Below are 26,298 nucleotides of genomic sequence, written 5' to 3' on the forward strand. Positions count from 1 at the left end.
CCCGCCCCGCCCCGCTGGCCATGGCCACGGCCTTCGGGTTCGGCCAGCCGTCGCGCGGCCCGACAATGCGCATCCGCGTCAGCCCGAAGTTCAGCATCGCCCGCGCTGCCGCGCCGATGTTCTCGCCCATCTGGGGCCGCACGAGGATGAGGACGGGATCTGTCATGCGTTTCCTCTGGATTTGTCGCGGCGTCCGTCTACGCTCAAACCCCCGGCAAAACAAGGAGAGCGCCATGGCCTATGACGAGGGAATGGCGCAAATGCTGCGCGATGATCTGGCGGACCACCCCTTCCGCGAACAGAAGATGTTCGGCGGCATTGCCTTCATGCTTGCCGGGAACATGGTCTGCGGCGCCTACAGCGGCGGTGCGATGTTCCGCGTGGGCAAGGATCGGATGGCCGCCGCGCTGGCCCTGCCCGGCGTCGCGCAGATGATGATGGGCGGACGGCCCATGTCGGTCATGGCGGAATGCAGCCCGGAAACAGCGGCCGATGATGGTTTGCGCGGGGCGCTGATGCGGCTTGCACTGGATTGCGTGGCAGAGCTGCCGTCGAAAGTAGCCAAAGCCCGGAAAACGCGCTAAACGGCGCGAATCCCGCAACAGGAGGCCCCGATGGCCGAAGCCGACCGCCCGCAACTTTACCTTGTCACCCCGCCCGAGTTTGACCTCGACATTTTCCCCGACAGGCTGGCCGCCGTGCTGGACGCCGAGGAAGTGGCCTGCGTGCGTCTTGCGCTCGCCTCGCGCGACGAGGACCGGGTGGCGCGGGCCGCCGATGCGCTGCGCGAAGTGGCCCATGCCCGCGATGTGGCGCTGGTGATCGAGAACCATGTGCTGCTGGTCGAACGGTTGGGCCTCGACGGGGTGCACCTGACCGACGGGTCACGCAATGTGCGGAAACTGCGCAAGGATCTGGGCGACGATGCCATCATCGGCGCCTTCTGCGGCACCACCCGGCACGAGGGCATCAGCGCGGCCGAGGCAGGCGCTGATTACGTCAGCTTCGGCCCGGTGGGCGAAACACCTCTGGGCGATGGCAGCCGCGTGGACCTGGACCTGTTCCAGTGGTGGTCCGAGATGATCGAGGTGCCGGTGGTGGCCGAAGGCGCGCTGACCGCCGAACTGGTGGCGCAATTCGGTCCTGTCACCGATTTCTTCGGCGTGGGCGAGGAAATCTGGAAGGCCCCGGATGCGGCGGCAGCGCTGAAGGCACTGCTGGCCCCGCTGGGCTGACCTGCCCAAAATTCAGGCATGACGTCAGGCGCCGCCCAACAAGGCGGCGCTTTTGCGTGACATTGCCGCCAAAGCTTGCAGGATAGGCCCAGCCCCTCGCCCCCGGATGGCGCCGCGTTAGGTTGGGGGCAAACGCGACGAACGGGGGCTTTTCATGGCGATTCATGCCAGCATCCACCATCTGACCCATTACAAATACGACCGCCCGGTCACGCTGGGCCCGCAGATCATCCGCCTGCGCCCCGCGCCGCAGTCACGCACCAAGGTTCTGTCCCATAGTCTCAAGGTCTCGCCCGGCGGGCATTTCGTGAACCACCAGCAAGACCCCTACGGCAACTGGCTTGCACGCTTCGTCTTCCCCGAGCCGGTGACCGAGTTCCGCATCGAGGTCGATCTGGTGGCCGACATGTCGGTCTATAACCCCTTCGATTTCTTCGTGGAGGACAGTGCCGAGTTCTGGCCATTCGAGTATCCGCGCGATCTGGCCGAGGATCTGGTGATCTACCGCACGCCTGAACCCGCCGGCCCGCTGCTGGAGGCGTTTCTGGCGGGCGTGCCGCGCGACCAGGCGCGGACCACCGATTTTCTGGTGGCGCTGAACGCGCAGATCAGCGGGGTCGTCAACTATACGATCCGCATGGAGCCGGGCGTGCAGACGCCGGAGGAAACGCTGCATGTCAAATCCGGCTCCTGCCGCGATTCGAGCTGGCTTCTGGTGCAGGCCCTGCGCCATCTGGGCTTTGCCGCGCGTTTCGTCTCAGGCTATCTGATCCAGTTGGCGCCGGATGTGAAATCGCTGGACGGCCCGTCGGGCACCGAGGTCGATTTCACCGATCTGCATGCCTGGGTCGAGGTCTATATCCCCGGCGCGGGCTGGATCGGGCTGGACCCGACGAGCGGTCTTCTGACCGGCGAAAGCCATATCCCGCTGGCCGCGACCCCGCACTACCGCAATGCCGCGCCGATCTCGGGCGGCTTCTCGGCGCTGGGCACGCCCGAGGTGAGTTTCGACTTCGATATGCAGGTGCGGCGCGTGGCCGAGCATCCGCGCATCACCAAGCCCTTCAGCGACGAGGCATGGGACCGGCTGAACGAGCTTGGCCGCAAGGTCGATGCGGCGCTGGCCGAGGGCGATGTGCGGCTGACCATGGGGGGGGAACCCACCTTCGTCTCGATCGACGATTTCGAATCCGCCGAATGGAATACCGCCGCCGTCGGGCCGACGAAACGCGACCGTGCCGACACGCTGATCCGCCGCCTGCGCAGCCGCTTCGCGCCGGGCGGTTTCCTGCATTACGGGCAAGGCAAGTGGTATCCGGGTGAAAGCCTGCCGCGCTGGACCTTCTCGCTTTACTGGCGGCGCGACGGCAAGCCCGTTTGGCAAAACCCCGATCTGGTGGCCCGCGAGGCGCAGGATTACCGCGTCGGCGCCGATGAGGCCGGGCGCTTCATGGAAGGCTTCGCCGAAAAGCTGGGGATTTCCCCCGAACACGCGCAGCCGGCCTATGAAGATCCGGCGGAATGGATTCTGAAAGAAGCCAATCTGCCGCCGAATGTCAGCCCGGAAAACAGCAAGCTGAAGGATGCCGAGGAACGCTCGCGTTTCGCGCGGGTCTTTTCGCGCGGGTTGACCGAGCCGTCGGGCTTTGTGCTGCCGCTTCAGCGCTGGCAGGCGCAGGCGCAGGGTCCGCGCTGGCGGTCCGAGATGTGGAAACCCCGGCGCGGGCATCTGTTTCTGATCCCCGGCGACAGCCCGGTGGGCTATCGCCTGCCGCTGGCGGGGCTGCCCTATATCCCGCCAGCACAATATCCCTACAGCTATCCGGCCGATACCTCGATCCCGCTGGCGCCCCTGCCCGATTTCCATGCGACACTTGCCGCGCGGCGCGCCGAGGTGCAGGCCGAGATTGACAGGCTCGCGGCGGAAGAGGCCGAGATGGCCGCGACCCTGCCCCCGGTTTCTGACGGGCATCAACAACCGGGCGCGGTGAAGCCGGCAGAGCCGCGTCGCCAGCGCATCGCACTGCAAGGAGGCGTCGAGCCGGCGCAAGGCTGGGTACGCACCGCCATCGCCATCGAGCCGCGCGACGGGCGGCTGTGTCTGTTCATGCCTCCCTGCGAGACCCTGGAGGATTACCTCGAACTGCTGGCCACCGCCGAGGCGACGGCGGCCGACCTGAACCTGCCGGTTCATATCGAAGGCTATGCCCCGCCGCATGATCCGCGTCTGAACGTGATCCGCGTCGCCCCCGACCCCGGCGTGATCGAAGTGAACATCCATCCTGCCCACAGCTGGGAGGATTGCGTCGCCACCACCGAGGCGATCTATGAGGAAGCCCGGCAAAGCCGCCTTGGCGCCGACAAGTTCATGATCGACGGACGCCATACCGGCACCGGCGGTGGCAACCATGTGGTTGTCGGCGGCGCGACGATGGACGACAGCCCCTTCCTGCGCCGTCCCGACCTGCTGAAATCGCTGATCCTGATCTGGCAGCGCCACCCGTCGCTGAGCTATCTGTTCTCGGGCCTGTTCATCGGCCCGACCAGCCAGGCGCCGCGCATCGACGAGGCCCGGCACGACAGCCTTTACGAGCTGGAAATCGCGCTGAGCCAGATTGGCGATCCGATTGCGGGCGGGCCGCTGCCGCCGCCCTGGCTGGTGGACCGGCTGCTGCGAAACATCCTGATCGACGTGACCGGCAACACCCACCGGGCGGAAATCTGTATCGACAAGCTCTATTCCCCCGACGGCCCGACCGGGCGGCTGGGGTTGGTGGAATTCCGCGGCTTTGAAATGCCGCCTCATCCGCGCATGAACCTTGCTCAGCAACTTTTGATCCGCGCCATCATCGCGCGCTGCTGGAAAGCGCCGGTGAAGAGCAAGCCGGTGCGCTGGGGCACCGTGCTGCATGACCGCTTCATGCTGCCGCATTTCATCTGGCAGGATTTTCTCAGCCTGCTGGATGATCTGGCGGAACATGGCTTCAAGCTTGATCCGGTATGGTATCAGGCGCAGGCCGAGTTCCGCTTCCCCTTCTGCGGGCAGGTCGAGGTCGCCAGTGACTTCGGCGCGGTGCATCTGGAATTGCGGCAGGCGCTGGAGCCGTGGCATGTTCTGGGCGAGACCGGCGCCATCGGCGGCACGGTGCGCTATACCGACAGTTCGGTCGAACGCTTGCAGGTGAAGATGACGACGCTGACGCAAGACCGCTTCCGCGTGATGTGCAACGGCCGTCCCGTGCCGCTGGCCCGCACCGGCACCAGCGGCGAAAGCGTGGGCGGCGTGCGCTTCAAAGCCTGGCAACCGGCAGCGGCCCTGCACCCGGTCCTGCCGGTGAATGCGCCGCTGACCTTCGACCTCTATGACCACTGGACGGGCCGCGCCGTGGGTGGCTGCGTCTATCACGTCGCGCATCCGGGCGGACGGAACTACGATACCTTCCCGGTCAATGGGTATGAGGCCGAGGCCCGCCGTCTGGCGCGGTTCGAGGCGCATGGCCATGCGCCGGGCGCCTATACCCCTGCAACCGAACAGCCGCATCCCGAGTTTCCGATGACGCTGGACCTGCGGCGCGGGCCTTGGGTGTAATCTGACCCTGTGCAGAATGTGAGAGTGCGACCTTGGCTGACCTGCCTCCCCCGACCGACCTGACAGGTGGCTACGCACCGCTGCCCGGCGCTGCGGACGAATTGTTTGCAGCGGATGGCAGCCCGCGCCCGGTCTGGGCGCCGCTTCTCGACTGGCTGGGCGCCCGCCCGGCCGAGGAAATCGCGGAACGCACAGCGCGCGGGGATCAGTATCTGCGCGATGCCGGGGTCTATTTCCGGCTTTACGCCAATGATCCGGGGCAGGAACGGGAATGGCCGCTGAGCCATCTTCCGGTGCTGCTGTCCGAAACCGACTGGGGGCAGATCTGCACCGGGCTGACACAGCGCGCCGAACTGCTTGAGGCCGTGATGGCCGACCTTTACGGCCCCGGCAGGCTGGTGCGGGACGGCCATCTGCCCGCCGATCTGGTGGCGCGCAATCCGCACTGGCTGCGCCCTCTGGTGGGCGTTCCGCCCCGCTCGGGCCATTTCCTGCACCATCTGGCCTTCGAGATCGGACGCTCCCCCGACGGGTCGTTCTTCGTGCTGGGCGACCGGACGCAGGCGCCCTCGGGCGCCGGGTTCGCCCTGGAAAACCGCATGGCCACCACGCGGATGTTTTCCGATTTCGTGCCGCGCAGCCATGTGCTGCGACTGGCCGGCTTCTTCCGCGCCTTCCGCGCTGCGCTGGAGGCACAGGCCGGCCCCGGCCGCCGCGCCGCGATTCTCAGCCCCGGCCCCAGCAACGACACCTATTACGAACATACCTACATCGCCCGCTACCTCGGCCTCATGCTGCTGGAAGGTGAGGATCTGATTGTGCGCGACGGTCAGGCCATGGTGCGCACCGTCACCGGGCTGGAGCCGGTGGGCGCGCTCTGGCGACGGATCGACAGCGAATTTGCCGATCCGCTGGAGCTGAACGAAAGCTCGCAGATCGGTACTCCGGGCATGATCGAGGCGCTGCGGGCAGGCGGGCTCGGGCTGGTGAATGCGCTGGGATCCGGCGTGCTGGAGGTGCGGGCCATGATGGCCTTCCTGCCCCGTATCAGCGAGGTGCTGACCGGCGCACCGCTCAGCCTGCCGAATATTGCGACATGGTGGTGCGGCCAGCCGGCCGAGCGGGATTTCGTGCTGGAAAACGCGGCGCGGCTGATGATCGGCCCGGCGCTGGATGCCGCTCTGCCCTTCGCAACCGGGGCGGAAACCGCTCTGGGCCCGGCGGAGACCGAGGCGCTGGCCGAGCGGCTGGCACGCGAGGGCGCCGATCTGGTCGGGCAGGAGGCGGTGACACTTTCGACAACCCCGGCCCTGCACGAAGGCCGCCTCGTGCCCCGGCCAATGACGCTGCGGGTCTTTGCTGCCCGGACGCCCGATGGCTGGACCTTCATGCCCGGCGGCTATGCCCGGATCGGCAAGACCGCCGATACCAAGGCGCTGGCCATGCAGGCGGGGGGATCGGTCGCAGATGTCTGGGTGGTGGCGGATGCGCCCGTGCCTGATGACACGCTGGTCCCGCCTGAAATCGTGCCGCGCGCCACGGCGGGTGCCCTGCCTTCGCGCGCGGCGGAAAACCTTTACTGGCTGGGCCGCTATGTCGAGCGGGCCGAGGGTGCGATCCGCCTGATCCGCGCCTATCACCTGCGGCTGGCCGAAACCGCCGATCCTGCCGGCCCCCGGCTGCAACTGCTGGAAGGCTATCTTGCGGGTCTGGGCCTTGGCCTTGATCAGCCGGTTCCGGAGGCGCTGCCCGGCCTGATCGGCACCGCCCGCGACAGCGCCGCCAAGGTGCGCGACCGTTTCTCGCCCGATGCCTGGTCGGCGCTGAACGATCTGTTCAAATCAGCGGGCCGGCTGACCCGCAAGGTCGGCCCCGGCGCCGATGCGGCGCATGCGATGACGGTTCTGCTGCGCAAAATCTCGGGCTTTTCCGGCCTGGTGCATGAAAACATGTATCACTTCATGGGCTGGCGCTTCCTGTCGCTGGGCCGGGCGCAGGAACGCGCCGATGCCATGCTCATGCTGCTGACCACCTTCGCTGATCCCGCGGCCGCCCCCGGCGCGCTGGAAATCGCCATCGAGGTCGGCGACAGCGTGATGACCCACCAGCGGCGCTATCGCTTCGGCCCGGCGCACGGCACGGTGCTGGATCTGCTGATGCTGGATGATAACAACCCCCGCGCCGTGCTGTCGCAGGTGGTGCAGATGCGCCAGCATGTTTCCCAGCTGCCGCATGACCCGACCGAGGATCGCGGCTCGGCCCTCGACCGCGCGCTGCTGATGCTTGACACCGATTTGCGGGTGGCCCAGCCGGAAACCTTGACGACCGAAACCCTGATCGCCCTGCGCGGACGGCTTTACGAGGTCTCCGACCTTCTGACCGCGCGTTATCTGCGGTGATGCAAATGCGTTATGCCATCCGCCTTGTCATCGACTATGACTATCCCGGCGCCTCGGACCATGTGCGCAACATCTTGCGCCTGATGCCCGGCAACGGCCCGGATCAGCAGGTTCTGACCAGCGCGCTGACAATCACCCCCCCGCCTGATGAACGGCGCGACGGGATAGATTTCTTCGGCAATGCCACCACGGCAGTCGCTTGGCACGACCCCGTCGCCACCTGCCGGTTCGACCTGACAGCAGAAGTGGAGCGCGGAGTGCCCGCCCCGCTGGCCGACACCTCACCCTCGCCCGCCGCGCTGGCGGCGGACCTCGCGGCACTGGCCGATATCGGCCCCGCCGCACCTCATCACTTTCGCGCGCCCTCGCCCCGCATCCCGCCCGATGCGGCGGCGGTCGATTTCGCCCGCGCGCATCTGCGCGAGACCACGCTGGCCACGGTTGTCGCCCTTGGCGAGGCCCTGCATGCCGAAATGCGCTTTGATGCGGGCGCGACCGATGCCAATACCGCCCCCGCCCTGGCCTTCGCCAACCGGCATGGCGTCTGTCAGGATTTCGCGCAGGTAATGATCGGCGCGCTGCGCGGGATCGGTATTCCCGCCGCCTATATCTCGGGCTTCCTGCGCACCGATCCGCCGCCGGGTCAGCCGCGCCTGCAAGGGGTGGATGCCATGCACGCCTGGGTGCGGGCCTGGTGCGGTGCGGCGATGGGCTGGGTCGAATATGACCCGACCAATGCCAAATATCCCGGTGACGATTACATCACCGTCGCCGTAGGCCGCGACTATGCCGATGTCGCGCCGGTTCTGGGCGCCATCCGCACCGCAGGCGGGCAGGACAGCCGGCACGCGGTGGATGTGGTCCCGCTTGACACCCCCGCGCCGCCACCCGGTCAGCAGGAGGGGGCGACCTAGGCCGGCCCGCCCTGCCGGGAGCGGCATCCGCCGGGTCGCCCTTATGGGAAAGGGGGCCCGAAGGCCCCCTTTCATCAATGCACCCGCACTTCGGCCGGTTTCTCGCGCCGCGAAGCGATGACCCTTTCGCCAAGGATCAGCCCCTCCGGCCCCGCCGTCGCGCTGACGGTCGAGCCGTCCAGCACCTCGCCCGCCAGGATCATCTCGGCCAGCGGATCTTGCAGGTTGCGCTGGATCACCCGCTTCAGCGGCCGGGCGCCGAACACCGGGTCGTAACCCTCGTCCGCCAGCCAGGCTTTCGCATCCGCGTCCAGCTCCAGCGCGATCTTGCGCTGCGCCAGCCGTTTTTCCAGACGCCGCAACTGGATCTCGACGATACCGCCCATATCCGCCCGGTTCAGCCGGTCGAAGATGATCTGCTCGTCCAGACGGTTGAGGAATTCGGGCCGGAAATGCGCCCGGACCGCCTCTTCCACCTGCCGCCGCGCCTCGGTCGGGTCGGCGCCTTCCGGCAGTTCGCTGAGAGACCGCGCCCCGAGGTTCGAGGTCAGGATGATCAGCGTCTGCTTGAAGTCCACCGTCCGGCCCTGCCCGTCGGTCAGGATGCCGTCATCCAGCACCTGCAACAGCACGTTGAACACGTCGGGGTGGGCTTTCTCCACCTCGTCGAACAGCACCACCTGATAGGGCCGGCGCCGCACCGCCTCGGTCAGCACCCCGCCCTCGTCATAGCCGACATAGCCGGGCGGCGCGCCGATCAGCCGCGCGACGGAGTGTTTCTCCATGAATTCGCTCATGTCGATCCGCACCATCGCGTTTTCATCGTCGAACAGATATTCGGCGACGGCCTTGGTCAGTTCGGTCTTGCCCACCCCGGTCGGACCGAGGAACAGGAAGCTGCCGAGCGGGCGGTTTTCGTCGTTCAGACCCGCGCGCGCGCGACGCACCGCATTGGCCACCGCGATCACCGCCTGTTTCTGGCCGATCACGCGCTTGCCAAGCTCTTCTTCCATGCGCAGCAGCTTTTCGCGTTCGCCCTCCAGCATCTTGGAGGTCGGGATGCCGGTCCAGCGTTCCACCACTTCGGCGATCTGTTCGGGGCGCACGGCCTCGCTGACAAGCGCCTCGCCCTCGCGGGCTTCGGCCTCGGCCAGTTTCTTCTCCAGCCCCGGAATGATGCCGTAGGACAACTCACCCGCGCGGCCCAGATTGCCTTCGCGTTTCGCCTGATCCAGTTCGGCCCGCGCGCGGTCAAGCTGTTCCTTCAACTCGCGCGAGGCTTCCAGCTTGTCGCGTTCTGCCTGCCATTTGGCGGTCAGCCCGGCCGATTTCTCTTGCAGGTCGGCAAGCTCCATCTCCAGCTTTTCCAGCCGGTCCTTCGACGCCGCGTCATCCTCTTTCTTCAGCGCCTCGGCCTCGATCTGAAGTTGCAGGATCTGACGATCGAGCTGGTCCAGTTCCTCGGGCTTGCTGTCCACTTCCATGCGCAGACGGCTTGCCGCCTCGTCCACAAGGTCGATGGCCTTGTCGGGCAGGAAACGGTCGGTGATGTAGCGATGGCTGAGCGTCGCCGCCGCCACGAGGGCCGAGTCGCTGATCCGCACGCCGTGGTGCAGTTCATACTTCTCCTTGATGCCGCGCAGGATCGAGATGGTGTCTTCCACCGTCGGCTCCTCGACCATGACAGGCTGGAAGCGCCGGGCAAGCGCCGGGTCTTTCTCGACATATTTGCGGTATTCATCCAGCGTGGTTGCGCCGATGCAGTGCAGCTCGCCCCGCGCCAGCGCGGGTTTGATCAGGTTCGCCGCATCCATCGCACCGTCCGATTTGCCCGCGCCGACCAGCGTGTGCATCTCGTCGATGAACAGGATCACCTCGCCCGCGGCCGCCTCGATTTCCTTGAGGATGGCTTTCAGACGTTCCTCGAACTCGCCGCGATATTTCGCCCCGGCGATCAGCGCGCCCATATCCAGCGCCATCAGCTTCTTGTTGCGCAGGGATTCCGGCACGTCGCCATCGACGATGCGCAGCGCGAGGCCCTCGGCAATCGCAGTTTTACCCACACCCGGCTCCCCGATCAGCACCGGGTTGTTCTTGGTGCGGCGCGACAGAACCTGCATGGCGCGGCGGATTTCCTCGTCGCGGCCGATGATCGGGTCGATCTTGCCCTCGGCAGCGGCCTCGGTCAGGTCGCGCGCATATTTCTTCAGCGCTTCCATCGTATCCTCGGACGAGGCGCTGTCGGCGGTGCGGCCCTTGCGGATGTCATTGATCGCGGCGTTGAGATTCTGCGCCGTAACGGCGCCCGCCGTCAGCGCATCCTTGGCGCGGGTATTCACAAGCGCCAGCGCGGTCAGAATCCGCTCCACCGGCACGAAGGCATCGCCCGCCTTTTTGGCGACCTGTTCAGCCTCGTCCAGCACACGCACCAGCGAGGGGTCGATATAGGTCTGGCCCTCGCCGCCCGAAACCTTGGGCTGCTTGGCGATAGTGGCATTGACCGCCTCGTTCACCCGTTCGGGCGCGCCACCGGCGCGGCGGATCAGGTTAGAGGCAAGACCCTGTTCATCATCCATCAGAGCCTTGAGCAAATGCTCAGGCAGTACACGCTGATGGCTTTCGCGCATTGCAATCGTCTGGGCCGCTTGCAGGAAACCGCGCGACCGTTCCGTGAACTTTTCCATGTTCATCGGCAATTCTCCTTTCAAAAGCGCCGCTTGCGAACACCCTCGGAAGGCATGTCCACGCCGGCCTCAGGCATCAGATGGGCACATGCGCCGCGCTGCGCAAGACGGCTGCGGCCTTCCGGCGCAAAGATTTCCGCAAGCGGGATTCCGCAGGCCCGGCGCAATGGTCATTTCCTTGCCGATGCGCGCGGCAGGTTCCGGCGACATCCGGCGCACAGCCCCCGCGTGCATGCCGCAGCACCTTGCAGAGCCCCGTGCTTCACCGCGATGCTGCCCGCCGCAACCAGAGAAGAGCCCCATGTCGAGCATCACGCGCCCCATCCCGATCCTGCACAAGACCCGCGTGCATGGCCTGGCCCTTCATGTCGGACGCAGTGGCCTGTGCCTGAACGACACCGTGCATCTGCACCCGGCTGACGACGGGCGGCTGATGGTCACCGCCTCGGTGCGGCGGCACATATTGGGGCTGATCCCGCATCGGCGGCAGGTGACGCTGGGCCATCTGGGTCCGCGCGCGGCGACCACGCTGGCACCCTGGCTGGCGGCACCCGACGGTCTGCGGCTGCGCATCGTGGGCCTGACCCCCGAGCATCTGGCCGGGCCGGAGGGGGCGGAGGTGCATGTCTCGGTCTGGGGCGAGCCGCTGCCGCCCCCGGCCTATGTTCCGGCCCCGCCGCTTGCAGGTGCGTAGCGCATAAAGGCGAAGGCGTGGCCATCCGGCGCCCAGCATGGCACGTTGAGACTGCCCTGCCCGCCGAACAGATCGACCAGCCGCCGCCGGTCGCTGCCATCGGGGCGCATGATCCACAGCGAAACGTCAAGGTCGCGCGGGTGCCCCCCGGTCCCCGGTGGATAGGACAGATAGACCACATGCCGCCCGCAGGGCGAAGGGTGCGGGAACCAGTTCACCCGGTCATCGCGGAACACCGGCACGGCATCACGCCCGTCAGCCGCCATCCGCCAGATCTGCGCATGGCCCGTGGCGGTGGAATTGAACCAGATATGGCGCCCGCAGGCGGAATAATCCGGCCCGTCCTGCGTGCCGGGGCCTTCGGTCAGTACACGCTCTGTACCGCTGTCCAGATCGGTTTCGGCGATACGCAACACCCGGTCGCCCCGCGCCACCGCGCAGGCGACACGGCGCGCATGGGCCCCGTGCCACCACGAAGGGCGCCGCTCCACAATCTGTTGCACCCCGCCCCCGGACAGCCGGTAGATACCCGGTCCCTCGTCTGTATGCGCCGTAAAGACGATGCTGCCATCAGGCAGAAAGCCGTGGTCATTGTTGCAGCGCAGCCCCCCGGGCGTGACGATCTGCTCCAGCCCGGTGGCGGAAGCTCGCCACAATCCGCCGTCGCCATTGACCAGGAACCAGCCCTCCGGGTGCCAGTTCGGGGCCTCGATCAGCCTGTCGCTGCGCAGTATCACCCGGCAATCGCCGGTCTGCGGATCACAGACCTCCAGCGACGACCGCCAGGTCATTCGCGGGTCTTGGGGGTCAGCAGCTTCGCCGGGCGCAACGCCTCGGCCGCCTTGAACAGGCCAAAGGTCTGATTGACGTAGTTCACTGCGCCGCCGATCTGTTCCATGTATTTCTGCAATTCCGGCGTACGCTCAGCCTCAACCACCTGCACCGGGCGGTCGGGGCCATTGCCCTCGAACTGCACATAGAACAGCGGCTCACCGCGCTTGAGGATGATGTCCTTCTGCGGCTCGTGCCATTCGAAAGCCCACATCAGCGGGCGCGGCCAGATGTTCAGCGGGAAGCGCCCGCCGAAGATCGTGCCCGGCAGCGGATCGCGGCGGTAATGCATGAAGGCTGAAAGCTGCGTCACATAGACCAGCTCGTCGGCAATGAAGCAATAGGGCAGGATCATCTGGATCGTCGGACGGTCGGGGTAGCGCCATTCCGCCTCGTTCACCAGGGTCAGCACTTCGTTCAGCTTGCTGGGCCGGATGGGCGAGGCCGTGCCCGCACGGTTGATCAGATGCGGCTTGCCTTTCTCATCGCGACCAAAGCCCAGTTGCATGTCGAAAGGGCATTTCACCATGAAATAGCGGCTTTCCAGCTGGATCACGCCGGGGCAGCGGCTGGCCGATTTGGCATGCGTGCGGTTGGTCTGGCGAAAGCTGACACGTTCGGGCGGGTCGTAAAGCACGGCGCCCTTGTCGCTGGTCAGGAACCAGCCCACGGTGATCGGGCCGGAACCCGGCCCTTCTTCGGGGCGGTCGAAGGTCATGTTGATCTGCATGGCGTGCCTCGTCTCGGGTTTGGCGGAATCGAACCCCGGCGGGCTCAGCTTGTCAATGCGGCAGCGCGTACAAGAGCGGCCACCAGATCGGCGCGGGTTTCGCGGATTTCAGGCGCGGTAAAGCCGAAAGCAATGGCTGCGGCAGGCGCAGGACGCGGCGCGGCACAGGAAGCGTGCAGTTCACGCAGCCCCAATGCCGTGAAACGCGCGGCATTGGCCGCCGTCACCCCCGAGCCCGCCATGATCGACAACCGCCCCGCGGCAAGGCTTTGCACCTCGGCCAGTGCGGCCAGCCCGTCCTCGGCCCGCAGGGCATGGCCGGAAGTCAGGATGCGGTGGAAGCCAAGAGCGACTGCCATTTCCACGGCCTCGGCCCGGTCCGGCGTCAGATCAAAGCAGCGGTGAAGGGTCAGCCCCATGCCATCCGCCGCCGACACCAGCCGCGCCAGCGCCGCGCCGTGCAGCCGCCCATCGGGGCGCGAGGCACCCAGCACTACCCCTGCCATGCCTGCGGTGCGGGCCGTGGCGATGTCGTCGCACATCAGGTCAAGCTCTGCCGTGCTCCAGCAGAAATCCCCGGCGCGGGGGCGGATCATGGCGAAGACCGGCAGGCCGCACCCCGCCGCCTGACGCATCAGCCCGGCGGAGGGCGTGAGGCCGCCCAGTTCCAGCGCGGAGCACAGCTCGATCCGCCCGGCCCCGCCCGCGAAGGCGGCGGCGATGCTTTCGGGCGTAGCGGCGCAGACTTCGATCAGCATGGCGCCAGCTCCTGCCAGCCGGCATGGGCTGCCCCCACCAGCCCCGGATCACCGGGCAGCACCGCAGGCACCACAACCGGACCCGTCGCCTGCCAGAGCCGCCGCGCCGAAACGGCGGCATCCAGCGCCGCCACCAGCCCCGGCGCCCGCGCCAGCCCACCGCCAACCGGCACAGAAGTCGCGCCGACCACGTTCAACACCATGGCCAGTGGCCCGGCCATCACCTCCAGCCACACTGCCACGGTTTCCGAACTCGCCGCATCACCCGCCTGCCAGCCGGTCGTGATCGCCTCGGCGGGCAGCGCCTGGCCATGCAGGTGCCGGTGCAGGCGTTCGATCCCGCGCGCGCCGCCGATGGCGTCCAGACACCCCTCCTGCCCGCAACCACAGGTGAAGCGTGGCAGGGCATGGCCCAGCGGCATACGATCCTGCACAGGCCCGTGGCCCCATTCCCCGGCAAACCCTCCGGCCCCGGTCACAAGCCGTCCGTCGATCACCAGCCCGCCACCGACGCCAGTGCCAAGGATCACGCCGAAGACCGTGCGATGGCCGCGCCCCGCGCCCTCGGCGGCCTCGGCCAGGGCAAAGCAATCGGCATCATTGCCGATCCAGACCGGCAGGCCCAGTGCCGCGCCCAGATCCTCAGCCGGGACGCGGCCATCCAGACAGGGGATATTGGCGACCTTCATTCGCCCCGACACCGGATCGACACAGCCCGCGATGGAAATGGCGATGCCCTGCACCCCCGGCCCCATCGAGGCGATGGCTCCGGCCAGCGTGGCGGTGAACCCTGCCAGATCCTCGCGCGGGGTGCGCATATCCTGTACAGGACCAAGCCGCCCCGGCGCGGACGAGGCTGCCGCGCGGATCTTCGTGCCACCGATATCGAAAACTGCCAGCATCTGCGCCTCCTGCCCCGCCTTCCTTAGCATTCTCCTGCCGGTGCCGCCCAGCCACCTGTTGACACCCCGCCGCCTTGGCGGCAAACCGCCCCGGACCACCCCGAAAAAGGAGTATCCGATGAGCGACGACCGTCTGATCGTGGCGCTTGACGTGCCGAATGTCGTGCAGGGCCTCGCGCTGGCTGATCGCCTTGGCGATGCGGTTTCCTTTTACAAGGTCGGGCTGGGGATGCTGACCGGCGGCGGCTTCGCGCTGGCGAACGAGTTGAAACAGGAACGCGGCAAGCGGGTGTTTCTGGATATGAAACTGTTCGACATCGGCGCCACGGTCGAGGCGGCGGTGCGCGGCATCGCGCAATATGACCTCGATTTCCTGACCGTGCATGGCGACCCGCAGGTGGTGCGCGCAGCGGCCGAGGGGCGGCGCGGCAGCAACACGAAAATCCTTGCGGTGACGGTGCTGACCTCGCTCGACCGGGCCGATCTGGATGCGAACCTGATCGTGCCGGGCGACATCCACGAAATCACGCTGGAACGCGCCGCCCGCGCGCTGGAGGCCGGGGCGGATGGCGTGATCGCCAGCCCGCAGGAGGCCGCGATGATCCGCGCGCTGCCGCAGGCGGCGGGGCGGCTGATCGTGACGCCGGGGGTGCGCCCCGCTGGGGCCGCGCTGGGCGACCAGAAGCGCGTGGCGACCCCGGCGCAAGCCATCGGCGACGGCGCCGATCACATCGTCGTAGGCCGCCCGGTGTGGCAGGCCGACGATCCGGCTGCCGCCGCCCGCGCCGTCATCGCGGAACTGCCCCCGCGCTGAGGCTCAGTAGCCGATCGTCATCATGCCGCGCCGGTGGGCGGGGGTTTCCAGCTCGTCCACCAAAGCCACGGCATAATCCTCGGCGCTAATGCGGCTGTTGCCCTCGGCGTCGGAAATCAGCGTATCGGTGCCCAGTCGGAAGCTGCCTGTCCGCTCGCCCGGCTGGATCAGCCCCGCGGGGGCGAAGAACGTCCAGTCAAGATCCGAGTCGCGCAGACGGTCGCGCACGGCCTTCATGCCGGTCGCCTCGGCCTTGTATTCCTGCGGCAGATGCGGCAGCAGCGGGCTGCCATCAGGCAGGTTGAGCGATCCGGCACCGCCAACCAGCACCAGACGCTTGCCACTTGCCTTTGCCGCCTGCATCACCGCCGCACCGATCTGGCCCATCTCGGCCACCGCATCGCCGGTGCTGCGCGGCGAGGCGGCGGCGACAATCACATCCGCCTGCGCGGCCTGCGCGGCCAGTCCTTCGGGATCAGCGGTATCCACCGCCACGGGATGCACCTGCGCCGAAGCCGCAATGCGTTCTGGCCGCCGCGCCCCTGCGATCACCTCATGCCCGCGCGCTACGGCTTCTGCCAGAATACGCGACCCGATCATGCCGCTTGCGCCAATCAGAAAGATCTTCATTGCCTGTTTCCTTGCATTCAGGTTACGATAAGTAACCAGATACGGCCCGATCCGGTCTGCGGGAAGACGCATTCTTTCGTCACATGGTAACACCGGGGGAACCGCCATGCCGCCACGCGACCTTAGCAACCAGCCCTGCCCGATCCGGGATGTGCTGGACCGGATCGGCGATGCCTGGTCCTTGCTGGTGCTTCTGGAACTCTCGAATGGCCCCTGCCGGTTCAACGCCTTGCGGCGGGTCGTTGACGGGATTTCGCAACGCATGCTGTCGGTGACCCTGCGCCAGCTGGAGCGGGACGGGCTGATCACCCGCACCGTTCTGCCCCTGTCGCCGCCTCAGGTGGAATATGCGGTCACGGATCTGGGCACGGGTCTGATTTCGCGGCTGGAGCCTTTGCGCGACTGGGCGACGACGCATCAGCCTGCCGTCTGGGAATCGCGCGCCCGTTATGATGCGCGTCAGGCCGCACCCATCGCAGAGGGCGCGGCCTGACAGGGCCTTTTGCTGGCTCTGCCCGCAACCTTAGTTCCCGGCAGGAGCTTCGGTCGCCGGAGCAGCATTTTCAGCCGGGGCGGCGTTCTCGGCCGGAGCGGGTACTTCCGCGGGAGCCGGATTCTCAATGGTCAGGTTCACATCCCCGCCCTGCGATGCCGGAGCGGTGGAAGGGCTGCTCGTCGGCTCGCCCAGAGCGAACCAGAGAATAGCCAGAACTGCCACCACGCCGCCGAGTACGAACAGCATGAAGCCGGTGGCAAAACCACGGTTTTCAGAGGTATGAATATGGGTCGTCCGAGGCGAGACCTCGCGCATGTTGTTGTCGGTCATCATGTTTTCCCTTGCTTGGGTTTCTGGACAATCAACGTCACTGGCGCGCGACAGGTTCCCTTTCAGCGTCCGCACTATCCGGGCCGGGCCGGTTCCTGCGGCGCGCGGCGCATCATCGCGCCCTCCGTGAAACCAGGCAGGCAATGGCCTCTCCGGCCGCAGTTGCGGTTGATTTTCGCGGCCCGATGGGTGAAATGGTCGAATGTCATTACGTATTCAGGCCCTGCTCGTCCATCTGTTCACCGCCACCGGCGCCGTTCTGGCCATGCTGGCCATGCTGGCTGCCGTCGATGGCAAATGGGATCTCATGTTCCTGTGGCTGGTGGTGGCGCTGTTCGTCGACGGGGTCGATGGCCCACTGGCGCGCAAATACGACGTGAAGCACAACTGGCCCACCTATGACGGGGTGCTGCTGGATCTGATCATCGACTACCTGACCTATGTGTTCATCCCTGCTTTCGCCCTGTTCAAATCCGGGCTGCTGCCGGGCTGGACCGGCTGGCTGGCGATCATCGTCATCACCTATGGCTCGGTCGTCTATTTCGTCGATACGCGGATGAAGACGAAAGATTACTCCTTCGCCGGCTTCCCCGCCTGCTGGAACATGTTCGTTCTGGTGATGTTTGCGGTGCGTCCGGGCGAGGGCACCATCCTCGTCTTCGTCATCGCGCTGACCATTGCGATGTTCACCAACCTGAAATTCGTCCACCCCACCCGGACGCAGCGCTGGCGCGAGATCACCTTGCCGATGTCGCTGGCATGGACCTTCTTTGCCGGCTGGGCGGCCTGGGTCGATTTTCACCCGGCCAGCTGGGCGCATTACGGATTGCTGCTGACCTCGCTTTACCTGACCTTCGCGGGTATCGCGCAGCAGATCATCCCGGAACGCGGCGCGCGCCGGATTTCCTAAAGCCGCGTCACGATCACCCCGGCCACGATCATCAGCGCGGCAATCGCCTTGTCGCGGGTCATCCGCTCGCCAAAGGCCAGCCATCCGATCAGCACTGCAAACAGGATCGAGGTTTCGCGCAACGCCGCCACCACGGCGATGGGCGCCACCGTCATGGCCCAGATCGAGATGGCATATGACCCGTAAGAAGCCAGCGACGCAAAGCTGCCCACCACCCAGGCGCGGGGCGCACGGGGCAGGACGGCGGTGCCGCGCAGCGCAAGGCTGCCCAACGTGAAGATCAGCCCGTCTGCCACGAAGACCCAGGCGACATAGCTGATCGCATCGCCCGAAATCCGCGCGCCCAGCCCGTCGAGCAGCGTGTAGGTCGCCGTCGCCATGGCAGAGCCAAAGGCGAAGGGCAGCAACCGGCGGCTTTCGCCATCTGTAAAGACGCCCCGCGCCATCAGGCCAATTCCCCCCGCCAGGAGCGCGATGCCCGCATATTGCGGGCCGGTCACCTGATCCGACAAGGCCACCGCCCCCACCAGCGCCACGATCATCGGTGCCGCCCCCCGCGCGATAGGATAGACGCGCGACAGATCGCCCCGGTCATAGGCCAGGGTCAGAAAGGTCTTGTAGAAGAAATGCGTGCAGGCAGCCCCGATCACCCAGGGCCAGGCCTCCGCCGCGATGGCGGGGCGCGGCAGGGCGATGGCCAGCCCAATGGGGATTTCCGCCACAGACAGGATGACCATGGCCCCGATCTTCGAGGTGCCCAGCTTGATCAGCGCATTCCACAGCGCATGCAGAAAGGCGGCGCCCAGAACCGCCAGAAGAACGCCAATGCTCACGCCTGCCTCCGTTTCCCTGCCTTGGCTTAGGCCGGGGCGGAAGTGGCTTCAATCAGGTTTGCGACAGATTTGTGACGGTACGGGCGATCAGATCAGCAATCCGGCGGCCCCTTCGAAGCGCAGCAGCGCCACCTTGGTTTCCACCCCGCCGGGGGCAGAAAAGCCGCCCAGCGTGTTGCGGCCCAGAACCCGGTGGCAGGGAATGAGGATCGGCAGAGGATTGGCGCCGCAGGCCTGTCCAACCGCCTGCGCGGGAGCCCCGATCTCAAGAGCAATCTCCCCATAGGTGCGGGTTTCGCCCAGCGGAATGGCAGCCATGGCACGGCGCACCTGCGCATGAATCCCCTGCCCCCAGTCCAGAGGCAGATCGAAGATCACGCGCTTGCCATCGAAATATTCGGCAAGCTGGCGCAAGCCCTCGGCCACCAGCGGCGTAGCGGTATCCTGCCCCGGCCGCCAGTCCAGCGCCACCAGAATACCGTCGCGCTCGCGCAGAGAGAGAGGGCCGAAGGGGCTGTGCAAGGTCGTATCCATCCGCTGAGCATGGCATCGGCGGGCGGCAAGGGAAAGAGCTTTACAGCGCCGGTGCGCCATGGCTGACTTCCCCCTCTGCACACAGGAGCCGCCCTTGTCCTTCCAGCTTTGGCTGACCTTTGTCGCCGCCTCGACCGTTCTGCTGATGATACCGGGACCGACCGTCTTTCTGGTGCTGAGCTATGCGCTGAGCCAGGGGCGCCGCGTGGCACTGGCCACCGCCGCAGGTGTGGCCCTTGGCGACCTCATCGCGATGAGCGCCTCGCTTGCCGGGCTGGGGGCCCTGGTGCTGGCCTCCGCCAAGCTGTTCACCGCGCTCAAATGGATCGGGGCCGCTTATCTGGTCTGGCTGGGCATCAAGCTGTTCCGCAGCGCCCCCGATGCAACCCTTGGCACGGTAGCAGCGCACAGCGCGGCGCAGCCCGCGCAGGTCTTTGGCCATGCCGCAGCCGTTACCGCGCTGAACCCGAAATCCATTGTTTTCTTCATCGCCTTCGTGCCGCAGTTCATCGTGACCGGGCAGCCTCTGGCGCCGCAATTCGCCGTTCTGGTGACAACCTTCGTCACCCTCGCCACGCTGAACGTGCTGGCTTATGCCCTGCTGGCCGACCGGCTACGCCAGCGGATCGCGCGCCCGGCAGTGATGCGCGGCCTGACCCAAGCGGGCGGCGGCGCGCTTGTCGCCATGGGTATCGCCACAGCCGCCATGCGCCGCGCCGCCTAAAGCCGCAGGCCCCGGACCTGCCGGGGCTGGCGCGTCGCCGCATCCCAGCCCCGCATATCGCCCGCCATCAGAAGCGCATTCAGAATCGCCTCTTCCGTCGTCTCGATGGCAGCCTCGAACAGCGGCGACATCATCTCGTTCGGCATCAGGCCCCGCGTGGTGGCGAAGGCCAGCGCGTAATCGCCCGAACCGTTCGACAGCGCAGATCCGGTGCGCGCCAGCCCCGCGAAACTGCGGGTTGCCAGCCGTGTCAGGTTGCGTGGGCACAGCGGCGCATCTGTGGCCATCACGATCACGATGGAGCCGTCGGTATCCGCCTCAGAGGTTTCCGGCGCGGCCCGACCGTCCAGCCGCAGGGTCCCGCCGTAATTGGCCTGCACCAGCACACCCAGCATATACCCGTCGACCCGGCGCGACGCGGTGCCGATCCCGCCCTTGAGCCCGAAGGCGATGCAGCCCGTCCCGGCCCCCACGGCACCTTCCTCCACCGGGCCAGAACTGGCGGCCTCCAGCGCCTGCCGCATCTCGGCCACGGTCGGGCGGGCCGCACGAATGTCGTTCAGCCCGGAATCATTCGTCTCGCCCACCACGGCATTGATCGAAGTGACCGTTTCATTCCCCGGCAGCGCCAGTACATGCGCGACCAGCGCCTCCATCGCGCGCCCTACCGCCAGCGTGTTGGTCAGCAGGACCGGGGTTTCCAGCTCTCCCAACTCCTGCACCTGGGTCGATCCCGCGAATTTTCCAAAGCCGTTCAGCACGGCAAACCCGGCAGAAACCCGGTCACGGAACAGGTTACCGCCATGCGGCAGGATCGCAGTGGCGCCGGTGCGCGTGCGGTCGCCCTCGATCAGCGTCACATGGCCGATCCGCACGCCCGGAACATCGGTGATGGCGTTCAGCGGGCCGGGGGCGAAGCGGCCGATGGTTACTCCAAGATCACGGGCGCGCGGCATGGGCGGTTCCTTCCGGCAGGGTGGCAAAGATCTGGCGCAACAGGATGGCAAGGCTGTCGGCCGCCGGCCCCTCCACCCCCGCGCGCCGCCGCAGCATCACGCAAGAGGCATCGACCAGCGGAAAGCCCTCAGCCTCGGTCAGTTCGCGGCAATCCGGCGGGATGGCGCTGCGGGCCAGCGCCACCACCGCGAATCCCTGCCGCACCACCGTCCAGAACCCGTGCGTCGTGTCGCATTCGAACACCGAACGCCACTCGATGCCCCGCCGTTCCAGTGACCCGATCATATGGCTCTGGCACCAGTCCGACTCCAGATAGCTGGCAATTGGCAAGGGGCGGCGCAGGTGCTGCGCATGCTGGCGCGAGGTTACCCAGACCGTCGGGTCCATCGCCAGCAACTCGCCCTGCCCCGGCTGCACCACCGTGTCGAAGTAGATCATGAAATCCAGCTCTCCCGCCTCCAGCGCGGCCAGGCCGGGGATGGAATAATCGCTGCGCAGGGTCAGTTGCGCCTCGGGATGCAGATTGGCCATGGCGGGCACCAGACGCGGCAGCAACTGCTCCACATATTCCGGCGGCAGACCCAGCCGGAGCGGCGCGGTTTCGGCACGGTCCTCCATCACCTCGGCCGCGCGCGCCACCGCCGCGACGGCAGTCCGCGCATGGGGCAGCAGGCGCTGGCCCGCCGGGGTCAGCACCAGCCCGCGCGGCGCCCGCAGGAACAGGCTGTGGCCTGCGTGATCCTCCAGCCGCTTCAACTGCATGCTGACCGCCGATTGCGTGCGCCCCAGCCGCGCGGCGGCGCCGGTGACGCTGCCCTCTTCGACGAGGGTCAGGAAGCTGCGCAGAAGATCGGAGTCGAGCGGGGTCATAATATCAATTCAGATGATATCAAGCATAAAGCCTATTCGTTTGATTGAAGTCAACCAGCATGGGAGCCTGCCGGAAAGGAGACCGCCATGCCCATCCTCGCTGCCCTGCGCCGCTGGCGCGACCACCACGCCGCGCGCCGGTCGCTCGCCCGTCTGCTGGCCAAACCCGACGACCACCTGATCCACGATATCGGCCTGACCCGCACCGAGGTAGAAGCGATGGTGGCAGGGATGGATGCGCATCCGCAGTTTATCAACATGTGTGACGCCAAAGGGGAAAACCCGGCCGTCTGACACGGGCGCAGCACGTCGCCTGGCTGCCAGGGGCAGGACGGACCGATTTCCTTGCTGTAACCGTGCTGCGGGTAAGCCGATGGGAAGCAGACAAGGGCACACGTCATTTTGCTACTTGCTACCGCGAGTTCGCGAAACACTGGCCGTTGTGTTGCCCGGCCAGCCCGAGCGATGAAACCGCGCCAGCTTTTTGCTCACGAATGCCTGATCGCTTTCGCCCTGCGGCGGGACCGAAGATACCGGATTTTCGCTGGAGCAGTTAAGTCGCAGGATTTCGGCGATCTGTAATTTCGCAGCAAAATCAGAAACTTGCAGATTAAAGTGGCAGCCCGTAGGGGAGTCGAACCCCTCTTTTCAGGTTGAAAACCTGACGTCCTAACCGATAGACGAACGGGCCATGGCCGGTGGCGGCTGATTAGAGCAGCCACCGGGCGGGCGCAAGAGGAATCTTTGCGCCTAGCGGTCGATTTTCGCGCCCATGATCGCGATGGCCTGCTGGTACACGGTCGCGGCGTTCCATTGCTTGATCACGGCGAAGTTCGGCTCTCCCTCCTGATAGCCCGCGCCGGGGCGCCAGCCCTTCTGGGCGAGGAAATTGGCGGTCGAAGCCAGGGCGTCGGCCTGTTTGGTCAGGTCCACCCGACCGTCGCCGTCACCGTCCACGCCATAGCGCAGCACGTTGCCCGGCAGGAACTGGGTGTGGCCCACCTCGCCATGCTTCGCGCCCACCGTTTTCGGCGAGATCACGCCGCGATCCACCAGCATCAGCGCGGCGATCAGGTGGTCGGTGAAATACTCGCTGCGGCGGCAGTCATATGCCAGGGTCGCGATGGCCGAGACGACATTGCTGTCCCCCATGAAACCGCCGAAGCCCGTCTCCATCCCGTGAATGGCCAGCAGCGGGCCGGCAGGCACGCCATAGCGTTGCTCCAGCGCCTGATAGAAACTGGCATTCTGCGTCTTGCGCTTGCGGCCCTGCGCCACGATCGTATCGGCGCCGCGCACCTGCATGAACTTTTGCAGCGAGTATTTGAAGCTTTTCTGATTGCGGTCGGCGGCGATGGTCTTGCTGGCATAGCTCGACCCCATCAGCGCGGCGATCCCCTTGTCACCGACCCCGGCCGCTGCCGCCTCCTGCGCCATGACGGGCTTCCAGCTTTCGTAATCGGCCCCGGTATTGCTGCACGGCGCAGCAGCCGCCACACCGGACAGGCCCAGCACGGCCAGAGCCGCAACCGCAATCCCCTTGAAAGAAAACACCTGAAGAACTCCTTGGTGGGTTTTCCTCAGTCTACGGGCTGGCCCTTGGCGCGCAAGCGTCTGTTTCGTCAGCCTGCCACCCTGCGCATCACATTGCCGCCAGCGCCTTGACAGGCCCGCGTACCGCGCGCCTCATGCCCCCGAAAGCCGGAGGCCCCATGACCGCAGAATTCGACACCGAACTGGAAACCCGCCTTGTGCGTTATGCCGCCATCGACAGCCAGAGCGACGAGCGCGGCACCGCCTCGCCCAGCACGACGATCCAGCTCGACATGGCGCGCCTACTGGCGGAGGAGCTGACGGGCATCGGCGCGGCTGATGTGCAGATCACCGATTATGGCGCGGTGCTGGCCACGGTGCCCGCCACTGCGGACGGTCCGGTGGTGGGCTTTCTGGCCCATGTCGACACCGCGCCCGCCTTCAATGCGACCGGCGTGAAGCCGGTGGTGCACCGCCGTTACAACGGCGGCACGATCAGCTTTGCCGATGCGCCGGGGCTGGTGCTGTCGCCCGAGGTCTCGCCCTATCTGGGCGACAAGCTTGGCCATGACATCATCACCGCCAGCGGCACCACGCTGCTGGGCGCCGATGACAAGGCGGGTGTGGCGATCCTGATGACGATGGCGCGGCATCTTCTGGCCGATCCGTCGATCCCGCATCCGAAGCTGCGGCTGGCCTTCACCCCGGACGAGGAAATCGGCCGGGGCGTTGACAAGAGTCTGCCCGCCGATCTGGGCGCCGATTTCGCCTATACGCTGGATGGCGGACAGGTGGGCGAGGTGGAATATGAAAGCTTTTCGGCAGACGGGGCGGTGGTGAAGATCACCGGGGTTTCCGCGCATCCGGGTTATGCCAAGGGCAAGCTGGTCAATGCGCTGCATCTGGCGGCGAAGCTGGTGAACCTGCTGCCGCAACAGGCGCTGGTGCCCGAACTGACAGACGGGCGCGAAGGTTTCCTGCATCTTTACGAGATTACCGGCACCGCCGCCGAGGCAGAGTTGCGCTTCATCCTGCGCGATTTTGAACTGGACGGGCTAGAGGCCAAAGGCGCCCTGCTGCGTCAGGCTTGTGATGCGCTGGCCGCGACCGAACCGCGCGCGGCTGTGGCCTGCGAAATCCGCGCCCAATATCGCAACATGCGCTACTGGCTGGAAAAGGACATGACGCCGGTCGACCTCGCCCGCGCCGCCTGCGAGGCCGAGGGCATCGCCCCGGTCAGCGTCCCGATCCGCGGCGGCACCGACGGCTCCCGCCTGACCGAGATGGGCGTGCCCTGCCCCAATATCTTTACCGGCATGCAGGAAATTCACGGCCCGCTGGAATGGATCAGCGTGCAGGACATGGCCGCCGCGACACGGGTCTGTCTGCGGCTGGCCGGGATGGCCGTGCGAGGCTGACGCCCGGCGCGCAGGTATTGCGGGACGAAGCCGCCGTTTCCTTCGCTCGTCCTGGTGACCTGGCCCGCGCAATGCCCGGTCACCGTCTGTCCGGCAAGCCATTGCACAACGCTGTGCAAAGGCGGATGCTGCCGCCATGGCGACAGAAACCGAGTTCTCCCTGAATGGCTTGACGGACACGGCGCGACGCCACATCCGGGTGTTTCAGATACATCAGTTTCTTGACCGTTTTGCAATGGGCCTCACGGTGGCCGTCGCCGCGCTTGCGCTGACAGATCGGGGCATGGACCTCCTCCAGATTTCGTTGCTCTTCAGCATCTACTCGCTCACCACCATCGTGATGGAACTGCCGTTCGGCGGATTGGCCGACAACATCGGTCGCAAGCCGGTTTTCCTCGCGGCGGTCGTGGCCAGTTTGATTTCGCTCGCGCTCTTTCTGTCGTCGAGCGACTTCGGCGTCCTGGCTCTTTCGTTTGCCCTCATCGGCTTCGGGCGCGCGCTCCGGTCGGGCACACTTGATGCCTGGTTTGTCGAAACCTTCACAGCCGCCGCACCAGACGTTGATATCCAGCCCGCGCTCGCAAAGGCGCACTGGGCCAACGCCATGGGCCTCGCCGTCGGTGCCATTTTTGGCGGTCTGCTGCCAGATGCGTTCGGCATGGCAGCGCTGAAGTATGGGATCAGCACCTATGACGTGTCTTATGCAGCAAGCTTCGCCGCGATGGTCGGCGTCCTGATCTACACCCTGTTCGCCATCACCGAAGAACCGCGTCCGCTGAACCCACAGGCGGTCGTACAGGGCCTCGTCAACGTCCCGTCGGTGATAGCCGGGGCCGGTCTTCTGGCCCTGAAGCATCCGACAGTTTCAATGCTTCTGACGGTACTGTCGTTATTCCTGATGGCGACAAATCCGGTCGAGGTGATCTGGCCGACCCATGCCTGGCCGATGCTGGACGAAGGCTACGCGAACACCGTCATCGGTGCCCTGACTGCGGGCTACTTTTTCGCGATCGCTTTCGGTGCGTCGCTGTCACTCCATATCAGCCGGATATTCAGACGCCGCCACGCCGTCACGCTGGCGGCGATTTTCGCATGCCTTGCGGTCGTTCAGCTGGCCTTGGCGATGCAGGGTGGCATCACCGGGTTTGTCGGCGTCTTTGTCCTCTATTCCGTGATCCTCGGGGCCAGCGAAACGCCCGCGAGCAGCATCCTGCACCGCTGCGTGGAGGATCGGCAGAGGTCCACCATGCTGTCACTCCGGTCCCTCGTCCAACAACTCGGAGCCGCGACAGGGCTGGTCATGGCAGGAGCCCTGGCCGACATATACTCCACATCCGTTGCCTGGGGCGTCGGCGCCATCTTTCTGCTGATGGCAATGATCCTGAGTTTGGTATTGGCCAAACGACTGGCCGCCGGAGCCGGATAGCGGATATTCGTGCGGAATGCAGCATTTGCCGCAGCCGGATCGAATTGCCCCCCTGCGCCGCGCAGAGCCGTATCGCCCCTCACAAAG

26 protein-coding genes and 1 tRNA gene are annotated in these 26,298 nt (G+C 66.3%); 13 read left to right on the forward strand and 14 right to left on the reverse strand.

All coding sequences use genetic code 11. The features are described 5' to 3' along the window. A partial coding sequence (locus tag AO684_RS22220; protein ID WP_369814588.1) for a TrmH family RNA methyltransferase occupies window positions 1-166 on the reverse strand: 166 nt, incomplete at its 3' end. Window positions 167-233: 67 nt separating this feature from the next. Between AO684_RS22220 and AO684_RS09680 the strand changes: the two genes are divergently transcribed. The 5 genes from AO684_RS09680 to AO684_RS09700 all read left to right on the forward strand — a co-directional run bounded on the left by AO684_RS09680 (window position 234) and on the right by AO684_RS09700 (window position 8,137). Continuing rightward, a complete protein-coding gene (locus AO684_RS09680; protein WP_054302538.1) occupies window positions 234-584 on the forward strand; it encodes a TfoX/Sxy family protein in 351 nt (116 codons plus the stop codon). Between the two features lie 30 nt (window positions 585-614). Then, window positions 615-1,235: a thiamine phosphate synthase gene (locus tag AO684_RS09685; RefSeq protein ID WP_054302539.1), complete on the forward strand. Its 621-nt coding sequence runs from the start codon at window positions 615-617 to the stop codon at window positions 1,233-1,235. A gap of 154 nt (window positions 1,236-1,389) precedes the next feature. Beyond that, on the forward strand, window positions 1,390-4,824 hold the full coding sequence (locus AO684_RS09690; protein ID WP_054302540.1) for a DUF2126 domain-containing protein: 3,435 nt from the start codon (window positions 1,390-1,392) through the stop codon (window positions 4,822-4,824). Window positions 4,825-4,856: 32 nt separating this feature from the next. Then, complete coding sequence (locus AO684_RS09695) at window positions 4,857-7,223, forward strand: circularly permuted type 2 ATP-grasp protein (protein WP_054302541.1); 2,367 nt, start codon at window positions 4,857-4,859, stop codon at window positions 7,221-7,223. A 5-nt stretch (window positions 7,224-7,228) separates the two neighbouring features. Next, entirely contained in the window at window positions 7,229-8,137 is a 909-nt protein-coding gene (locus AO684_RS09700; RefSeq protein ID WP_054302542.1) for a transglutaminase family protein, read from the forward strand. 74 nt (window positions 8,138-8,211) lie between these two features. On the opposite strand, the gene clpB is transcribed toward AO684_RS09700, so the two are convergent. Further along, window positions 8,212-10,827: an ATP-dependent chaperone ClpB gene (gene clpB / locus AO684_RS09705; protein ID WP_054302543.1), complete on the reverse strand. Its 2,616-nt coding sequence runs from the start codon at window positions 10,825-10,827 to the stop codon at window positions 8,212-8,214. A gap of 295 nt (window positions 10,828-11,122) precedes the next feature. Here clpB and AO684_RS09710 point away from each other — a divergent pair, with 295 nt between their 5' ends. Then, the gene (locus AO684_RS09710; RefSeq protein WP_054302544.1) at window positions 11,123-11,515 is read left to right on the forward strand and encodes a hypothetical protein; all 393 of its coding nucleotides are present in this window, start codon (window positions 11,123-11,125) and stop codon (window positions 11,513-11,515) included. On the opposite strand, the gene AO684_RS09715 is transcribed toward AO684_RS09710, so the two are convergent. The 4 genes from AO684_RS09715 to AO684_RS09730 are packed head-to-tail and all read right to left on the reverse strand — an operon-like array spanning window position 11,482 to window position 14,736. Next, entirely contained in the window at window positions 11,482-12,306 is an 825-nt protein-coding gene (locus AO684_RS09715) for a hypothetical protein (RefSeq protein WP_054302545.1), read from the reverse strand. The genes AO684_RS09710 and AO684_RS09715 overlap by 34 nt on opposite strands. Next, window positions 12,303-13,076: a hypothetical protein gene (locus tag AO684_RS09720; protein ID WP_054302546.1), complete on the reverse strand. Its 774-nt coding sequence runs from the start codon at window positions 13,074-13,076 to the stop codon at window positions 12,303-12,305. Before AO684_RS09720 ends, AO684_RS09715 begins: the two co-directional genes overlap by 4 nt. A 44-nt stretch (window positions 13,077-13,120) precedes the next feature. Beyond that, window positions 13,121-13,834, reverse strand: a complete 714-nt coding sequence (locus tag AO684_RS09725) for a copper homeostasis protein CutC (protein WP_054302547.1) — start codon at window positions 13,832-13,834, stop codon at window positions 13,121-13,123. After that, window positions 13,828-14,736 carry an ROK family protein gene (locus AO684_RS09730; protein ID WP_054302548.1) on the reverse strand — a complete coding sequence of 303 codons (909 nt, stop codon included), beginning with the start codon at window positions 14,734-14,736 and terminating at the stop codon, window positions 13,828-13,830. The genes AO684_RS09725 and AO684_RS09730 overlap by 7 nt, the downstream gene beginning before the upstream one ends. Before the next feature lie 118 nt (window positions 14,737-14,854). Here AO684_RS09730 and pyrF point away from each other — a divergent pair, with 118 nt between their 5' ends. Next, window positions 14,855-15,550, forward strand: a complete 696-nt coding sequence (gene pyrF, locus AO684_RS09735; protein WP_054302549.1) for an orotidine-5'-phosphate decarboxylase — start codon at window positions 14,855-14,857, stop codon at window positions 15,548-15,550. A gap of 3 nt (window positions 15,551-15,553) precedes the next feature. On the opposite strand, the gene AO684_RS09740 is transcribed toward pyrF, so the two are convergent. After that, window positions 15,554-16,180, reverse strand: a complete 627-nt coding sequence (locus tag AO684_RS09740; RefSeq protein ID WP_054302550.1) for an NAD(P)-dependent oxidoreductase — start codon at window positions 16,178-16,180, stop codon at window positions 15,554-15,556. Between the two features lie 106 nt (window positions 16,181-16,286). On the opposite strand from AO684_RS09740, the gene AO684_RS09745 reads away from it, so the two are divergent. Next, window positions 16,287-16,673, forward strand: a complete 387-nt coding sequence (locus tag AO684_RS09745) for a helix-turn-helix domain-containing protein (protein ID WP_054302551.1) — start codon at window positions 16,287-16,289, stop codon at window positions 16,671-16,673. Between the two features lie 30 nt (window positions 16,674-16,703). Here AO684_RS09745 and AO684_RS21995 read toward each other — a convergent pair whose 3' ends face one another. Continuing rightward, entirely contained in the window at window positions 16,704-17,006 is a 303-nt protein-coding gene (locus tag AO684_RS21995; protein WP_200907800.1) for a hypothetical protein, read from the reverse strand. Window positions 17,007-17,208: 202 nt separating this feature from the next. On the opposite strand from AO684_RS21995, the gene AO684_RS09755 reads away from it, so the two are divergent. Beyond that, on the forward strand, window positions 17,209-17,916 hold the full coding sequence (locus tag AO684_RS09755; RefSeq protein ID WP_054302553.1) for a phosphatidylcholine/phosphatidylserine synthase: 708 nt from the start codon (window positions 17,209-17,211) through the stop codon (window positions 17,914-17,916). On the opposite strand, the gene AO684_RS09760 is transcribed toward AO684_RS09755, so the two are convergent. Beyond that, on the reverse strand, window positions 17,913-18,749 hold the full coding sequence (locus AO684_RS09760) for a DMT family transporter (RefSeq protein WP_054302554.1): 837 nt from the start codon (window positions 18,747-18,749) through the stop codon (window positions 17,913-17,915). The genes AO684_RS09755 and AO684_RS09760 overlap by 4 nt on opposite strands. Before the next feature lie 87 nt (window positions 18,750-18,836). After that, window positions 18,837-19,283: a methylated-DNA--[protein]-cysteine S-methyltransferase gene (locus AO684_RS09765; RefSeq protein WP_054302555.1), complete on the reverse strand. Its 447-nt coding sequence runs from the start codon at window positions 19,281-19,283 to the stop codon at window positions 18,837-18,839. 94 nt (window positions 19,284-19,377) lie between these two features. On the opposite strand from AO684_RS09765, the gene AO684_RS09770 reads away from it, so the two are divergent. Further along, window positions 19,378-20,007, forward strand: coding sequence for a LysE family translocator (locus tag AO684_RS09770; RefSeq protein WP_054302556.1), 630 nt, complete (start codon window positions 19,378-19,380; stop codon window positions 20,005-20,007). Here AO684_RS09770 and AO684_RS09775 read toward each other — a convergent pair. Then, window positions 20,004-20,963, reverse strand: a complete 960-nt coding sequence (locus AO684_RS09775; protein WP_054302557.1) for a P1 family peptidase — start codon at window positions 20,961-20,963, stop codon at window positions 20,004-20,006. The two genes, AO684_RS09770 and AO684_RS09775, sit on opposite strands and share 4 nt — an antisense overlap. Next, entirely contained in the window at window positions 20,947-21,834 is an 888-nt protein-coding gene (locus AO684_RS09780) for a LysR family transcriptional regulator (RefSeq protein ID WP_054302558.1), read from the reverse strand. Before AO684_RS09780 ends, AO684_RS09775 begins: the two co-directional genes overlap by 17 nt. Before the next feature lie 87 nt (window positions 21,835-21,921). On the opposite strand from AO684_RS09780, the gene AO684_RS09785 reads away from it, so the two are divergent. Continuing rightward, window positions 21,922-22,128: a DUF1127 domain-containing protein gene (locus AO684_RS09785; protein WP_054302559.1), complete on the forward strand. Its 207-nt coding sequence runs from the start codon at window positions 21,922-21,924 to the stop codon at window positions 22,126-22,128. A 322-nt stretch (window positions 22,129-22,450) separates the two neighbouring features. On the opposite strand, the gene AO684_RS09790 is transcribed toward AO684_RS09785, so the two are convergent. Together AO684_RS09790 and AO684_RS09795 are read right to left on the reverse strand one after the other, a co-directional pair. Beyond that, window positions 22,451-22,525 (reverse strand) — tRNA-Glu (locus AO684_RS09790). Window positions 22,526-22,584: 59 nt separating this feature from the next. Then, on the reverse strand, window positions 22,585-23,370 hold the full coding sequence (locus AO684_RS09795) for a lytic transglycosylase domain-containing protein (RefSeq protein WP_369814589.1): 786 nt from the start codon (window positions 23,368-23,370) through the stop codon (window positions 22,585-22,587). A 176-nt stretch (window positions 23,371-23,546) separates the two neighbouring features. On the opposite strand from AO684_RS09795, the gene pepT reads away from it, so the two are divergent. Together pepT and AO684_RS09805 are read left to right on the forward strand one after the other, a co-directional pair. Further along, entirely contained in the window at window positions 23,547-24,785 is a 1,239-nt protein-coding gene (gene pepT / locus AO684_RS09800; RefSeq protein WP_054302561.1) for a peptidase T, read from the forward strand. A gap of 136 nt (window positions 24,786-24,921) precedes the next feature. Then, a complete protein-coding gene (locus AO684_RS09805; RefSeq protein WP_054302562.1) occupies window positions 24,922-26,211 on the forward strand; it encodes an MFS transporter in 1,290 nt (429 codons plus the stop codon). Window positions 26,212-26,298 lie beyond the last annotated feature (87 nt).

The organism is Gemmobacter sp. LW-1, assembly GCF_001303875.1.
Taxonomy (GTDB): domain Bacteria; phylum Pseudomonadota; class Alphaproteobacteria; order Rhodobacterales; family Rhodobacteraceae; genus Gemmobacter; species Gemmobacter caeni.